The 14,128-nt window shown below is 68.0% G+C and carries 14 protein-coding genes; 5 read left to right on the top strand and 9 right to left on the bottom strand.

Annotated elements, in window-relative coordinates:
• Positions 1–217 precede the first annotated feature (217 nt).
• A complete protein-coding gene (locus ACQPYS_RS05075) occupies positions 218–940 on the top strand; it encodes a hypothetical protein (RefSeq protein ID WP_433491814.1) in 723 nt (240 codons plus the stop codon).
• A 281-nt stretch (positions 941–1,221) separates the two neighbouring features.
• Here the strand turns inward: ACQPYS_RS05075 and ACQPYS_RS05070 are convergent, their stop codons facing one another.
• The 4 genes from ACQPYS_RS05070 to ACQPYS_RS05055 form a co-directional block, all read right to left on the bottom strand.
• Complete coding sequence (locus ACQPYS_RS05070) at positions 1,222–2,049, bottom strand: DUF72 domain-containing protein (RefSeq protein WP_433491813.1); 828 nt, start codon at positions 2,047–2,049, stop codon at positions 1,222–1,224.
• Positions 2,046–2,849 (bottom strand): SDR family oxidoreductase, encoded by an 804-nt coding sequence (locus ACQPYS_RS05065; RefSeq protein WP_433491812.1) that lies wholly within the window; start codon positions 2,847–2,849, stop codon positions 2,046–2,048. Before ACQPYS_RS05065 ends, ACQPYS_RS05070 begins: the two co-directional genes overlap by 4 nt.
• Positions 2,850–2,953: 104 nt before the next feature.
• The gene (locus ACQPYS_RS05060) at positions 2,954–4,078 is read right to left on the bottom strand and encodes a hypothetical protein (protein WP_433491811.1); all 1,125 of its coding nucleotides are present in this window, start codon (positions 4,076–4,078) and stop codon (positions 2,954–2,956) included.
• Between the two features lie 3 nt (positions 4,079–4,081).
• Entirely contained in the window at positions 4,082–7,849 is a 3,768-nt protein-coding gene (locus tag ACQPYS_RS05055) for a hypothetical protein (protein WP_433491810.1), read from the bottom strand.
• 348 nt (positions 7,850–8,197) lie between these two features.
• On the opposite strand from ACQPYS_RS05055, the gene ACQPYS_RS05050 reads away from it, so the two are divergent.
• On the top strand, positions 8,198–8,851 hold the full coding sequence (locus ACQPYS_RS05050) for an AIM24 family protein (protein WP_433491809.1): 654 nt from the start codon (positions 8,198–8,200) through the stop codon (positions 8,849–8,851).
• A 24-nt stretch (positions 8,852–8,875) separates the two neighbouring features.
• Here the strand turns inward: ACQPYS_RS05050 and ACQPYS_RS05045 are convergent, their stop codons facing one another.
• Positions 8,876–9,241, bottom strand: a complete 366-nt coding sequence (locus ACQPYS_RS05045; RefSeq protein ID WP_433491808.1) for a hypothetical protein — start codon at positions 9,239–9,241, stop codon at positions 8,876–8,878.
• A gap of 3 nt (positions 9,242–9,244) precedes the next feature.
• On the opposite strand from ACQPYS_RS05045, the gene ACQPYS_RS05040 reads away from it, so the two are divergent.
• Positions 9,245–9,478, top strand: a complete 234-nt coding sequence (locus ACQPYS_RS05040) for a hypothetical protein (protein WP_433491807.1) — start codon at positions 9,245–9,247, stop codon at positions 9,476–9,478.
• A 45-nt stretch (positions 9,479–9,523) separates the two neighbouring features.
• Here ACQPYS_RS05040 and ACQPYS_RS05035 read toward each other — a convergent pair whose 3' ends face one another.
• Positions 9,524–10,726 (bottom strand): cytochrome P450, encoded by a 1,203-nt coding sequence (locus ACQPYS_RS05035; RefSeq protein WP_433491806.1) that lies wholly within the window; start codon positions 10,724–10,726, stop codon positions 9,524–9,526.
• A 103-nt stretch (positions 10,727–10,829) separates the two neighbouring features.
• Positions 10,830–11,426, bottom strand: coding sequence for a TetR/AcrR family transcriptional regulator (locus ACQPYS_RS05030; RefSeq protein WP_063041137.1), 597 nt, complete (start codon positions 11,424–11,426; stop codon positions 10,830–10,832).
• Positions 11,427–11,566: 140 nt separating this feature from the next.
• Here ACQPYS_RS05030 and ACQPYS_RS05025 point away from each other — a divergent pair, with 140 nt between their 5' ends.
• Entirely contained in the window at positions 11,567–11,965 is a 399-nt protein-coding gene (locus tag ACQPYS_RS05025; protein ID WP_433491805.1) for a VOC family protein, read from the top strand.
• Positions 11,966–12,144: 179 nt separating this feature from the next.
• On the opposite strand, the gene ACQPYS_RS05020 is transcribed toward ACQPYS_RS05025, so the two are convergent.
• Complete coding sequence (locus ACQPYS_RS05020; RefSeq protein WP_433492972.1) at positions 12,145–12,252, bottom strand: hypothetical protein; 108 nt, start codon at positions 12,250–12,252, stop codon at positions 12,145–12,147.
• Positions 12,253–12,431: 179 nt separating this feature from the next.
• Positions 12,432–12,983 carry an Rv3235 family protein gene (locus ACQPYS_RS05015; RefSeq protein ID WP_433491804.1) on the bottom strand — a complete coding sequence of 184 codons (552 nt, stop codon included), beginning with the start codon at positions 12,981–12,983 and terminating at the stop codon, positions 12,432–12,434.
• 420 nt (positions 12,984–13,403) lie between these two features.
• On the opposite strand from ACQPYS_RS05015, the gene ACQPYS_RS05010 reads away from it, so the two are divergent.
• Complete coding sequence (locus tag ACQPYS_RS05010) at positions 13,404–14,108, top strand: metal-dependent hydrolase (RefSeq protein ID WP_063041133.1); 705 nt, start codon at positions 13,404–13,406, stop codon at positions 14,106–14,108.
• Positions 14,109–14,128 lie beyond the last annotated feature (20 nt).

Genomic DNA, 14,128 nt, shown 5'->3' with positions numbered 1-14,128 from the left:
CGGTCGGCCGAGCTGCGGATGCCGATGCTGTCACTTACCGAGAACTCGACACGGTCGGTGGCCCCTGCGATGCATGGTGTGCGGCGCTGGGCCTGTCCTGGCCGGGTGAGAGCGACGATGGATGGGAACTGATCGATCAGGACTGAAGCGAGGGCCGCCAAGCCCTGGCCCACTGGTGTCGATGCCGACCCACACATTGTCTTCAGCCCACAACGGGGTGAGCGATTCGAACGGTGGAGCGAGGTTATTTTTCGGCGGGTACGTCGGGGTCGCGCTCGGCGTCGCCCGCCGAGGTCGGGAACACGAAGTGCAGTCCGTCGAGAACAGGACTGGACGATTTCGGGCAGCGGGTCTGTCGCTCGTACCGGGCGGATTCGTTGGTGTTGCTGAAGGAGTGTCGATGTCGAAGGACGTACTACTTTTCTCGGACTACCATCAAATCTACGTTTTCGACCAGGGCACAGCCGAAGATCCGTGCGACCTCTGGGACCTGGACGATGCCCCGGCAGCCGGGTATCTGGCGCTGGGCACGGACGCGGTCGCGATCGAGACGGGTGTCAACGGGTACCTCGTGGTCGCTGTCGAGGTGACGGACGGACCACCGACAGTCGGCGCCGACGCCGAAGTGGAGCTGGAGTGCAGCCTGCACGCCGGTTCCGGTCGCATGGTCCTCGGATCGCCGACGTTGCCTCCTGAGGACGGACCGGCGTTCGACGTACCCGCTGGCTGGTTGCGGCTGCGGGTGTCGATGGCCTGGGAGCCCGAGGGAACGAGCCTTCGGGTCGACACGGTGGCCGCCGGGGACCTCGACGAGGACAGCATCCCGCTGTACTCACGGGACACGCCCAGCTTCGAGGTTTTCAACCGCGTCCGCCTCCAGTTCTGGTCTGCCGCGGCGTCCGAGCCCGCTCTGGTGCGCGGCGGCAGGTACAGGTCATAGCCCTCTAGCATCGGTGAAGAACGGCGTATCGCGCCTGGCCGCCACCGACCACAACCGTTCGTCATATTCACCCGCCGTTGCGCGTGATGCGGAGGCACATCGGTACAGGCCGAGCATCCGTTGATTTCGTCTGTCCGCATCTTTGCCGAAGGTTTTCGGGGAATCCCGATGGAGCCTTCCACGGATGTCGTCACGCTATACGTGACGATGACCACCTCGGCAACTGTCACGCCGAGCCCACAGCGCACGGCCGGACGGTCACGGACAGAAAGAGCCGCACCTCAGAAGAGCGTCATGGGTTCGTCGGCCGCCGGGTCCGGCAAGAGTTCGAGTTCGGGTACCAGGGTGCGGACCTCGTCGTGGAACCGGCGCGCGAGGTCCCGAGACGAAGCATTGTCCGGTGTGTGCAGGAAAACCGTCGGCGACCGTCCCTCGCGCAGCCATTCCGCCGTCTGCTCCACCCAGGGCCGCCAGCCCGCGACCGTGACCGCGTGGTCGTCGCGACCGTGGTACCGGACGATCGGCGCGGCTGTCAGCGCCTTCATGCGGCGCGGCAGCCGGGGTTTCTTGGATCGGGCCTCGAATTCGGCCGGGCTCGCGGCGGGCGCGGCGAACAGCACGGTGGTGTCGAACGGCACCCATTCGGCACCGACCCGGCCCAGCACCCGCTCGAGTTGCGCGGCGGCACCCGCGTCGGCGAAGAACTCGGGATGCCGCACCTCCACCGCGAGCGGTAGCGCCGCGGGCAGCCCACGAAAGAACATCGCCAGCGCACCCAGATCGCCGAGACCGAACGAGGACGGCAGCTGCACCCACAGCGCATGTATCCGCGGCCCGAGCGGTTCCATCGTGTCCAGGAACTGCCGCAGTTCGGCATCCACCCCGGACAGCCGGCGCTCATGGGTGAGGGTTTTGGGCAGTTTGATCACGAACCGGAAATCGGGATCGGTCTGATTCGCCCAGTTCTCCACGGTCCGCCGAGCCGGAACCGCGTAGAACGTCGTGTTCCCCTCCACCGCATTGCACCACCGCGCATAGCCGCGCAGTTTGTCACCGCGCACCGGCCACGCGGTATGCGTCCACATGGCGCAGCCGACGTGAAGCTTCAACGCTTCAGCCCGTGCATCCCCGCGACGATCTTCTCGATCACCGACGCGGGCGCCAACCGCCGCAGCAGAAAGACGATCGGCGCGCGACTCCCCCTGGCGTACAGCGGTTTCGGCTTATCCGCCGCGATCGCCCGCAGAATCGTCTCGGCCACCTGCTCCGGCGATATCCCGGCCCGCTCGTTGCGATCCAGATGCGTGATCATCGTGTCGAAATCCGCTGCGTACACCGAATCCGGCGCGATGTATTTGGTGCGCCGCTCCCCGATCCCGGTCGCGATGGATCCCGGTTCCACGGTGCTGATCCACACCCCGAACGGCGCCGTCTCCAGCCGCGCCGCATCCGCGAACCCTTTGATCGCCGCCTTCGCCGCCACATACGACGACCGATACGCCAGCGGGAAACTCGCCAGCATCGAACCCACCATGACGATCCGCCCGTAACCCCGCTCCCGCATCCCCGGCAGCACCAGCTGAGCCAGCCGGACGGCCCCGAATACATTCAACTGGAACAACCGCTCGATCGCCTCGATCGGCAGTTCCTCGAGCGGCCCCGACTGGCTTTCCCCCGCATTGTTGACCAGCACATCCACCGGCCCCAGATCGGCACCGAACCGCTCGATCCCCGTCTGATCGGTCAGGTCGAGCGCGCGGTACTCCACCCCTGCCACCCGCGCCGAATCCGCGATCGCCGCCGGATCCCGGCTGGTCCCGATCACGCGATATCCCCGCCGCACCAGCAGCGCGGCGGTCGCCCGGCCGATCCCCGAGGACGCTCCGGTCACCAGCGCGGTCTTGGCCATACGACACCTATCCTCGACATCCGTGGTCAACCGGGTGGGGCCACCCGATCCGCCAATCTAACGGACCCGCGCCGGGTACGGGCGGGTGCCGCCGACGCCCGGAATCAGCCCGGCATTGGATCGGGCGGACTGTGGTACTCGATCTGCAGCCGATCGACGGCCAGCCCCTGCCGCGCCAGACTGTCCACAACCTGCCGCGTGAACCGTCGCGCGGGCACGTAATGAGTGCTGTGGTCGGATACGAGCTCGACACGCCCGCCCACCGCACCGATCTCCCCGGCGCCCGCGACCGCCCCCCCGGCGAGCAGACTGGAATGGTGGAACTCGCCGAGCAGGTGGTATGGGGACGCGTACAGCGTCCCTTGCTCGTCCATAACGAAGATGGCGCGGCCGCCCTGCGGGGTCCACAGCGTGCGGGTGTGCGTCGTATCCAGCGGCTGCTGCTCGACGGTGTAGAGGAGGCCGTTGTTCGCGAACAGACGGTAGGGCTCGCGTTCCGCCGGACTCAGGTATCTGACGAACCTGTCCCCCCACTGCGGGTTCCCCGGGAGGTGCTCACCGCGGAACTCGGGCCGTAGCGGGGTGGTTTCATATGGCGCGTAGCCGTTTTCGGGCGGCTCGGGCCAGATCGTCAACGTAAAGTCCTCCGCGCGCAAGCCGGAACCGGCCACCAGTTCCCCGACAATCTCGTGAGAGGGTTTCGATCCTGCGGCGGCCGAGAGGAGAGTGTCGCTGCTGTCGTCCCAGAAGTCCGGAAAAAAGGCGACGTCGACACCGGATTTCAACCGCAGTAAAAGATACTCACCGAACTCTGGGTGGTTGCGGAAGTTCCGCTTGACCGCCACCTCCACACCTGTTGACGGCACACGCACCCGCGCCAGCGGACGCGCAGAACCGAAAAAGTCACGCAGCTGCTCGGCGGGTAACGGAAGATACGGGAGATCGGGCCAAGGGCGCGCCGCGTCCATCTTCCGGACTACCGCGGCGACGAAAGTGCGGATCTCCTCCGGCCGGTGCTCGGTGTCGATCGACTCCGGGATGGGATAGTTTTCGGCCAGTCCTTCGGAGAGCGCATCGAACTCTTGCTGGGGTGTGAACGTGTCGATCGGCTCGGTGAGGAGTGCCCTGGCTATGCGGTCCTGGGTCGCCTCGCCCAGGTCATCGGATCGGACACTGTAGACGATAATGTTGACCAAACCTCGCCAGAGCGATGCCACACGATCCTCCATGATCTACACCTGAGATTCGAAGTCGACTTGATCCGGCCGTATATCCACGCCCTGGTTACGCAGGTAGCCGACGGCTTGCAACGTATATGCGCGCGACGGCCTGTAATGACCGCTCGAGTCGGTCAGTAGCCGGAGCTCACCGTTGATCACGACGAGCTCCCCCGCCGCGGCCACCGGACCACCTGCAAGGAAGCTCGAATGGTGGAACAGGCCGGCTTCATGGTAATTGGATGCATAGAGGTTTCCGGCCTGGTCCATCACGAATATCGCGCGGCCCCCGCCGCCCCACACCGAACGCCCGCTTCTGGTATCGAACAGGTTGCCGGCCGAATCGTATAGCAACCCGTCGCGAACCGTCAGACGTGCTCGGCTCCGCCGGTATTCGTTCAGATAGTCCACGGAGGTAGTCCAGACACTGTTCCTTGGCAGATGCTCACCACGATAGTTACCCGCCATCTCGGTCGATTCGAACGGAGGAGTCGATCCGAACGGACTCTCCGGTATGTCCGCATCCGGGTGCGGTACGCCCTCCTGTGGCCCGTCCGGTGGTTGGATGACCGGAGTGACCGGCCGGACCGGATGTACCGGAGCGGGCACGGTCTCCTGGGGTGAACGGGCCGTCGGGGCCAGCCATTGGACGAATCGGCGCAGTGGACTGGGACGGCGGGGGCGACTGTTCGGGCCGGGCTGCGCGACGGGCAGCCCATTCTGTGGTTCCGGTCGGCCGGCGTCCTGGTTCGTCGGGATCCATGCCGAGGGTGACTGCTGGAATGTTTGCCGCGGCGGCGGCATGGATTCCGGGGCGCGGAAGGCGCTCGGATCCCAGGGCGTTTGCCGGTGCTGTCGGGCAGGTGTAGTCCGAAGGGGAAGTGAGCGGTCGGCCGATGACGCCGGTGGCTGCTGGGGGTGCGCGGGCCCACCGTGAGGTGTGAGCGGCTGCTGCGGGCTATGAGACGCCGGCAGGCTCGGAGGAGCTGCTCTGGATGGAGTATGCGGGTGTTGTGTGTTCCGGTCCGGTGGCTGCGTGGGAGCCCGGTTGGGCGGGACGGGATGCTGCTCGGGGGATCGGGCGTGTTGTGGGCTGTGGTTGCCCGGCGGTCGAGGAGGATTCGTAGACCTATCCGGGGAATTCGGGTCCGGCTGCCGAACATTCGGCAACGGATGTTGAAAGGGCCTGCCGGATCGGTCCGGAGCGTTCCAAATCGGATCAGTAGGGCGTGGTGCATTCCAGTGCGGTTGGCTCGGCGGCGGGTAGGCCGGCGTGGCTTCGCCCGGGGTTCGCGGGCGGGCCGGCGACACCTCCCGATCGGCGCGAGCGGTGTCGGTTGAAGTAGTAGCGGCCACACTGGGAGTCGTTGGCCGGTCGTCGGCTCCCGGAGCGGGTGCGGCCGCCGAGGCGGGCGGATCCGCGGGAGATTCGGTTGTCGCCGGTCGAGCAGGTATGGGCGGCCGGGCGAAGTCGGCCAGGAACTGTGCGTGATTGGCCGGGTCGAAGATGTTGAACGGGCTACCAGAGCTACCCGACGCGTTGTCCGAGGTCGGCGAGGGCATACCGGGCGGACGTCCGTTCCGGGAACCGTCCGGCGTACCGGAACCGCCGGTGGGGCCGGAGGCGTGGGATGCCGGCGACTGTGTCCGGTTCCGCGGAGACGGGGCCGGAGCAGCGCCGACCGGGGGCGCAGCCGTCGTATCCGGGGGCGTGGTGCCGCGAGGCGCTTCGGCCGGACCATGGGCGGGGCTGGCCACCACGGTAGCCGGGGTGGATTGAATGGTCGGTGTCGCGGCGGCGGACGTGGTGGTGGTCGCTTCTTCCGACGGGGACCAGGCTGTTGTCGTCGCGGGCTCGGGAGTCGGCCCCGGGGGAACGTGGATGGGCGGATCTCCGGCGGGCGGGGCTACACCGGTGGTGGACTCACCGGGCGTGGCCGTGTTCCCAAGTGTGGACGCAGGGCCGGGATCGGTGCGCGACGGGTGGGATTCACCTGCTGTGGTGGATTGACCGGCAGGCGAATTCGTCGCGAACGGTGTGGTTGTGCCGGGGGGTGCTTGGCCGGTGGCGGAATTCGTACCGGGCGTGGTGTCGGTACTGCTCGCGGTGGCGCTATCGGGCGTAACGGGCGCGGGTGCACCGGTGTCCGGCGAAGTGGTGGTGTCGGGGCCGAGGTTGAGACTGGAGGTAGACCGGGGTGGCTCCGTTCCCGGCGCGGGGGCCGGATCGAACGTGGCAGGCATGTCGTCCGGCCCCGGCGTCTCCACGGCTTCCGGCGCACTCTGCGAGTCGGACGGCGAATCGCCGACCTCGGTTTGCGTTTCATTGTCCGGGTTCGGAGGTGGCGACTCCGCTGGACCGGAACCGGTCGGCTGCGCCTGCTGGGTATCCGGAGCTCCGGTGTCCGTATGCCCCGGGTGGGCTGTATCGGGGGTGGCGGGACCGGGCTCGGCGGGTTGCGGCGACTCCGACCCCGTCGGCGATGCCTCCTGCTCCGCACTGGTGGTCGACTCCGTGCCGGGTGGCGACGGCGGTTGCTGTCCGGCGGGCTGCGAACCGGTTTCCGCGGGCTGCCCGGGTGACTGTTGGTCCAACGACGAGGTCTGGGGCTGGGTGGAGGTGTCCGGCGTCTGTGGCGAGTTCGTGCCCGCCGGCTGGGTCGCCTGGTTCGAATTCTGTGGTGTGGTCGGCGCTTCCCGGTCGCCCGCCTCCGATCGGCCGCCGGGTGCTTCGCCGTTCTGCTGATCGCCGGAGTTCGATGTCTCGTTGGATGGGCTCTCGTCACCACCATTTTCGCTGCCCTCCCCGGTGGTGTTCGGACCGTCGCCGGAGTTGCTCTCCCCCAGCGTCTCGGTACCCCGCTGCAACCCACCGGCGGCGGCCGAGGACAGGTTCTCGGGGGCGAGTGCGTTCTCCCAGCTGAATTCTCGGTCGTTGAGTGCCGCGTCCGTGGCCTCCCCGGCCACCTCCCCCGCGACACCTGCCACCGTCTCCTTGGCCGCGTCCTTGGCAGCGTTGGCCAGCGGGTTCCCGCCCTCCGGGCCGCCGGGGACATTTCTGCTGGTCAATCCGTCGGGGCCCATCGCGCCGGTGACGGCACCGCCGGCCGCGGCGGTGAGCGCGTTCTTTCCGGCCTCGGTCAGGTCCTCGGTGGTGATCTCGTCGCGGCGGCCGGTGGCCACTTGCAAGGCCTTGGTGCCCAGATCGAGCGCCGTCTCCTCCAGTGCTGCCTCCCAGGCACCGCGCACCGCCGCACGGGCGGCCGCTTTCAGGGCGGCCTTCGACAGAATGCGCTGGACCAGTTGTTTTATCGCCGTGCGGATCGCGATTCGGGTCGCGACCTGCGCGGCGGCCGCCTCCGCGGCCGCCGCCGGCGCGCCGATACCGGTGGATGCGGCGGCCAAAGCCACGGCCATCTCGACCGCGAAGATCGCCAGGCCGGCCAGGATCACCAGTTTGGTCTGTTCGATATCCGCCGCGCCGTCGCCGATCTCGTCGGCGAGGGTTTCGATATGGGCGATCAGGCCGTCGAACGCCCCCTGCCCGTGGCCCAGCTGTGTCCAGCGGTCCGCGATGGCCTGGGCGGTATCGCCCTCGATCGAGGCCAGCACCTGGTCGATCGCGTAGTTGGCGTCGGCATCCAGGTCACGTAGGTCGGTGGCGAGTTTCGTCCACGCCGACTCGACCCGGCGCATCGCGGTCTCGTCGCCCTCCGGCCAGTCACCGGCCCCCACCACATACTTCGCCACCCACTGCAGCGATTCCGGGATCTCGATACCCATCAGCGCACTTCCGCCGAGGTGAACGCCGTTTCCGGTACGGAGTGACGCCCGCTCCCCCATTCGATCCGCGAGCGGCGCATCGTCCCACCCCTCCGCCTCGACAACAGTTTCATCACCCATATCCGACGTCACCGAATACGGTCCGGTTCCCCCGATCCGGGAAATTCTCGGATACGGCGGGTGGACCAGAGGGCGCGTAGGGCGTGTGCCGGGCGAACCGGGCGCAGAACGAAGCCGTCGACGTGGTGCGATGCTCCGTCGACAGCCGGTACGACCCATGCCATCGGCTCCACGGAGTAAGTCCAATAGGCTGGCGATCGTCCGTGGGTGCCAGGAGAGGATCGCATCGTGCAGAGTGAACTGTTCGCCGCCGAGAACACGGCGCAGCCCGCCACCGCCCCCGGCCTGACCGCGCAGAGCGCCAAATCCCTGAAATACGCGGTGAACGGTGAATGCCTCGCCCGGCAGGGCTCGATGGTCGCCTTCCGTGGGGATCTGCGTTTCGAGAAGAAGGGTCAGGGCGTCGGGAAGTTTCTGCAGCGCGCGCTCACCGGTGAAGGTGTGCCGCTGATGACGGTCCGCGGGCACGGTGAGGCCTGGTTCGCGCATTTCGACCGCAACTGCTTCACCGTCGACCTCGCCCCCGACGACGCGCTCACCCTCAATGGCCGCAATGTCCTGGTGTTCGATTCGAGTCTGCACTACGACATCCGCATGGTGCAGGGCGTCGGGATGGCCGGCGGCGGGCTGTTCAACTGTGTGTTCTCCGGGCAGGGGCGGCTCGGTCTGGTCTGCGCGGGAACGCCGATCATCATTCCGGTGCACCCGCAGGCCCCGGTTTTCGTCGACACCGATGCCGTAGTCGGCTGGAGTGCGCATCTGCAGACCTCGCTCAACCGGTCGCAGTCGTTCGGATCGATGGTGCGCGGCGGCTCCGGCGAGGCGTTCCAGCTGCGGCTCGACGGTGAAGGTTTCGTCATCGTCCAGCCCAGCGAGGCCTGACCGCTCCCCAGCCGTGATCCACGCTCACGGTTCCGACGCGGCCCGCAGCCGTAGCAGATGTGGATGGCTGGCATCGTCCAGCGCCAGCGCCGCGGTCCACAGCGAGACGTCCAGACCCGCGGTGACGTGCCACCGATCCGGCGTGGTCGCGGGCAGGTGGATACGCACCGGGCCCAGTTCCCTGAGATGCCGCCCGACCACGGCCCACCACTGCCGGCCCCGCACGTCCGCGATCGCGGCCACGATGACGTCGTCGGCACCGGGCAGTTGCCCGACCGCGACCCGGACCTGCTCGGGAATGTGCCGGTTCTCCGGCCCATGGGTGAGCTCGGGGTGTTCGCGGGCCCGGCGATCGACTCCCGGCCCACCGGCAACCCGCACGGTTTCCACTGGATGGACTATCTGCCGCAGGACGGCCGCTATCTTCTGATCAACCACACGAAAGAGGAATTCACGCTCACCCCGGGCCCGCCCGAGGAGATCACGCGGCGTCTCCAGCAGGCGGTCGCCACCGTCCGGCCGGGCGCGGCATCCGCCCCCGGTATGCGCCGCGACCCGGCCTGGGACGAAGCCGACGCGGACGACGAGTACTACCGGCAGCGCAACGAACGCGGCTGGAATACCTGACCCGTCCGCTCGTCGCGCCGCCGGCCGGCGTTTCCGATCGGGGCTTCACCACTGCACGAGAAGCTGTTTCGGGCCGCGTACCAGCAGACCCGATTTCCACGGGATCTCGTCGAGCGGCGGCGACAGCCGCAACGACGGGAAACGTTCCAGCAGCGCCTCCAGTGCGACCTGGAGTTCGACGCGCGCCAGTTGCGCGCCCAGGCAGTGGTGGGCGCCGTAGCCGAAGGCCACGTGCGGATTGCGCTGCCGGGTGAGGTCCAGGGATTCGGGATCGTCGAAAACGTTCTCATCGCGGTTGGCGGCCTGGGTGTTCACGAAAACGGAATCTCCGGCCCGTACGGTCACGCCGCTGAGCACCACATCCTCGGTGGCCACTCGGGGCTGTCCGGCACCGGCGCCGAGCTGCACGTAGCGCAGCAGTTCCTCCACCGCGCCCGGGATCAGCTGGGGTTCCGCGCGCAGCAGCTCCCAGTACTCGCGCTGGGTGAGCAGCACATAGGTGAAGTTGGCGATCTGGTTGGCGGTGGTCTCATGGCCCGCGATGAGCAAACCGACACCGAGGTTCACCAGTTCCCGTTCGCTGAGACGGTCCTCGTTGTCACGGGCGGCGACCAGCGCGCCGAGCAGATCGTGGGTGGGGCGCTGCCGACGCTCGGCGACCACCTCGGCGAGGTAGGTCTCCAGCGAATCCCGGGCACTTTCGATCTGTTCCCGGGTGTAGGCGGTGGTGGACAGGATCGCGTCGGAGAAATCGCGGAAACGGTGCTGGTCACCCGGCGGCACCCCGAGCATCTCGCAGATCACGGTGACCGGTAGTGGCAGCGCGAAACCCTCCACCAGATCGGCGGGCGCACCGGCGCGCTCGAGCGCGGTGAGTTTCTCATCGACTATCTCGCGCGTACGCGGACGCAGTTCGGCGACCCGGCGGCTGGTGAACGCCTTCGCCACCAGTTTCCGCAACCGGCTGTGCTCGGGCGGATCCATGCTCAGCAGCGAATCGGGACGAACCGGCGCGGGCGTGGCCCGGGGCAGATCCTCTCGGCCGACGGTCGCGGCGCGGCTGAACCGGGGGTCGGCGAGGACGAGTCTGACGTCCTCGTATCGGGTGACCAGCCAGCCTTCGCCGCCGTAGGGCAGCTCGACGCGGCAGACCGGCTCTTCACGGCGCAGTTCGGCGAACAGCGGGTCCATATCGAGGCGAACCGGTTCTCCGAATGGGTACCGACGTACCTCGGTGTTCACGGTCATACGGTCTCCCTTTCCCGCCGCCCGGCGGCTCCAGCCTTGTAAGCGATTGCTTACTTAGGCAGGGTAAGGGTTTACCGGAGTCGACGTCAACGACGTAACAGCATTACGCCGGAGGGAATCTCGGGTCGTTACGCTCCAGGAGCACCTCCGCCGCCCGCAGCACATGACCGGCGACCTGCGCCGGGTCCGCACTGCGCAACGGCTCCCGGTGCAGTACGGAACGAACCAGCCCGATCCCGAGCAACCAGGCCAGCAGTAGATCCGCGCGCAACTCCCCGTCGCCGTCGTCGGTGAGCGTCGCCAACGCCCGGATGTACTCCTCCCCCAACTCGCGCCGGATCACCGACACGCCTTCCTCGTGTCCGCTGGAACGTAACGCGGCCTGTAACCAATTACCGGGCGAGACGGTCTCACTCGGCTCCAGCGCGCGCTCCAGCAACCGCGACAGCAACCCGTCCACCGGACCGGCGTCGAGCACCGAACGTCCGCGATCGGTCATCGTCGCCCGGAAGAGTTCGTCCTTGTTCCCGAAGTACCGGAAGAGCAACGCCTGGTTGACCCCGGCCCGGGTGGCGATATCGCGTACGGTGGCACGCTCGTACCCCCGTTCGGCGAACAATTCCTGAGCCGCCGCCAGAATCGCGGCCCGCGTGGCCGAGGCATCCCGTCGACGACCGACCAACTCGTTTCCGCTGACCATGCACCCTCCGCTCCGCGTGCCATTTGGAAGAGCAGCGTAAGCCACACCGGATCGGACAAAGCGGGCGCCCAGCAACGCCCCCGCACACCGCCCCGTCGCAGCACACCCTGGACGCGGGCCGGACAGGGCTCTACGCTCGGATGACCATGCCGGAACTCCTCGGGATCAACCATCTGACGCTGTCCACGACAGACCTGGACCAGCTCGTGGCGTACTACACCGGAGTGCTCGGTGCCCGGCTGGTCTTCGAGCGTCCCGCCTCGGGCACCGACCCCCGTATCGCGGTCCTCGACGTCGGGGGCGCCGACCACCTGGCGATCGTCGAGACCACGACCGGGCCGGCCACCGGCCTCGACCCGCTCGGACGGGCCGGCTGGGGCCTGCGCCTGGCGACCTACGCCCAGCTGTGCGAGGTCCGCGAGCGGATCATGGGTGCCGGGCTCCCGGCCGGGCCCATCGAGACACTCCCCACCCAGTGGACGATGACGGCCCAGGACCCGGACGGTCGCCCGGTCGATATCCGAGCCCACCGTCCCTGAACCGCGTCGATACGCCCCGCTTCGCCGAGCGCATCGCGCGGGCGTCCGCGGCGGCGGCGAGGTAGACGGCGATATCGAAGAGGTCCGCAGGGAGTGCGCTTACCCGCGAGAGCATCGGACGACTTCGGCACGTAGCGCACGCCCGCCCGAATACTTCCCTCGACCATCCGCCCGAGCGACTACCCGCGCAACGCCGATCGTGCCTCCATGAGGGCGAAACCGAGCAGGTTCAGCCCCTTCCACCGGGTAGGGTCCGCCGCACCCGGGTCGTCCGCGGCCGGCCCGATACCCCAGACCCGAATCCAAACCTACTGTCGACCAACGACACACGTGATGCGCTGACCCGGACCTGAAGGACCGGGCTGCGCGCTACGCTTCCCCGCCAACCTGTCCGAAACGCGTGAACGGCGCATCCGGCTTTCGACCGGCCGGAGCTGCCCGAACCCGGCACAGGCCATGGGCGACTTCACAGGACGCGCAGCGCGGTCACCTTCCAGGGTGTGTTGCTCCCGCGCTCGATCCGCCCGGCGAGGACCAGGCGGCGCGGACCGCGCTGGTAGGTGGCCACCATCTCCGCCGCCCACTCCTCCACCTGGAACAACCGCACAGTGCCGGGCACCGCCGACCCGAGGGTCCGACCCGGAGCGTGATCGCCCGCCACCAGAGTGCCGATGGCACTGACCAGCCCGGGGGTGCACAGAGCGGTGAGCTGGGCGACCGGGCGCCGGCGGTCGAGTACCTCGAGCAGGATCCGGACCGAGGTCGTGGCGAAGGCCCGGACACCGGCGGGTTCCGTATTTCGGGACGTGGCGTGCCCCGCCCGCTGGGCACGCCGGACGCCCGCGGGGGCACTGTGGTTGCGCCGGAGCGCATTCCGATCCGAGCGGGACGCACAGCTCCGAGCGCGGGACTCCGGGTGTGTAGCGGGAACTTCGGCGGTCCTCGGCGGGGTGGGTGCCGAGGCCGGACCGGAATCGAGCACTGTCGCGGGCCGGCCGCGGACGGGCTCGGCGACCACCTCTCCGGGAGAGGCCGGTGGCGGAACCGCGGCACCGGAGGCAGCCGCCCGCGGTCGATATTCCGCGGCCGGGTCTCCGGCGCCCACCCGGTCGCCCCCCGGAGGGGCACCGGCTCGCGCACACGACCGGCGCACCGGCGGTTCGTATCCCGGCACCCGATGGAGAACCGGCTGAAGATCACACATTTCTACGCCCCCTTTGCGAAACGGATCGCCCCCACGACGTTTCCTTTCCCACAGCATCGCATCTCCAGGCGCGGCAGTACAGATGGTCATCAGATCTCCCAGCGGAAACCTGGTCGAGGCGGCGTGTTCCCGGGGCGGCGAGTCCTTCGCGCCCCGCGCGGGGTCCGGCGTGTCGGAATCGATTGCTAACTTGAACGCTACCGTTCGTTCGCTTTTCAGATATCGGGAGAGTTAGTGCTCGGCCATTCCCACGCCACCAGCGGCGCGCTCGCGTTCGTCACCGCCGCCACCATCGTCCCGACTCCCGTGATGGAGGTGGTGCAGGGGCCAGTGGATATCAGCGCGCTCGAACTCGTTCTGGGAGCGTTGATCACGGCGGGCGCGGCATTGCTTCCTGATATCGACCACCCGAACGGCACCATCGCGCAATCACTCGGACCGGTGAGCAACGCGGTCGCGAGGGGGGTTTCGGTGGTGTCCGGCGGACACCGCAAGGGCACACACGGTTTGCTGTTCATCCTGCTCGCCGGCTGGGCGACCTGGGCCGGAGTACACCATCTCGGCCGGTACTTCACCCTGAGCATGATTTTCGTGATGCTCGCCTTCGGGGTACGGGCCCTGCACCTGACGCCGAAGGGCGATTCACTGCGTGCCTACGGCCTGTGTGTGCTCCTGGCCGGCGGCGGCACCGTACTGATGGACCGCTGGCTACCCGACGCGCCCTACTGGCTACCGTTCGCCATAGGCCTGGGAACACTCATCCATATCGTCGGCGACTGCCTCACCGACCGTGGGTGTCCGCTGCTGTGGCCGCTGAAGCCCCGGCTGGCATTGCCGATCATCTCCCGGACCGGGAACAAGGTGGAGACCTGGGTACTGACCCCGCTGATGGGCCTGGTCACGGTCGGTTTGCTGTACGTGTACGCGGTGCCCGGCTAGCCCCTGCTTCATAAACTCGG

The organism is Nocardia grenadensis, assembly GCF_050942415.1.
In the GTDB taxonomy this organism is placed as follows: Bacteria; Actinomycetota; Actinomycetes; order Mycobacteriales; family Mycobacteriaceae; genus Nocardia; species Nocardia grenadensis.
The sequence above is the reverse complement of the archived record's forward strand: the minus strand, read 5'-3'. Positions and strand labels throughout refer to the sequence as shown.

Coding starts and splice junctions, on each gene's coding strand:
- ACQPYS_RS05030 (WP_063041137.1), bottom strand. CDS start 11,426: ATGGTCAGCGGAAACGAGTTGGTCGGTCGTCGACGGGATGCCTCGGCC.
- ACQPYS_RS05065 (WP_433491812.1), bottom strand. CDS start 2,849: ATGGCCAAGACCGCGCTGGTGACCGGAGCGTCCTCGGGGATCGGCCGG.
- ACQPYS_RS05025 (WP_433491805.1), top strand. CDS start 11,567: ATGACCATGCCGGAACTCCTCGGGATCAACCATCTGACGCTGTCCACG.
- ACQPYS_RS05060 (WP_433491811.1), bottom strand. CDS start 4,078: ATGGAGGATCGTGTGGCATCGCTCTGGCGAGGTTTGGTCAACATTATC.
- ACQPYS_RS05055 (WP_433491810.1), bottom strand. CDS start 7,849: ATGGGTATCGAGATCCCGGAATCGCTGCAGTGGGTGGCGAAGTATGTG.
- ACQPYS_RS05040 (WP_433491807.1), top strand. CDS start 9,245: ATGGACTATCTGCCGCAGGACGGCCGCTATCTTCTGATCAACCACACG.
- ACQPYS_RS05035 (WP_433491806.1), bottom strand. CDS start 10,726: ATGACCGTGAACACCGAGGTACGTCGGTACCCATTCGGAGAACCGGTT.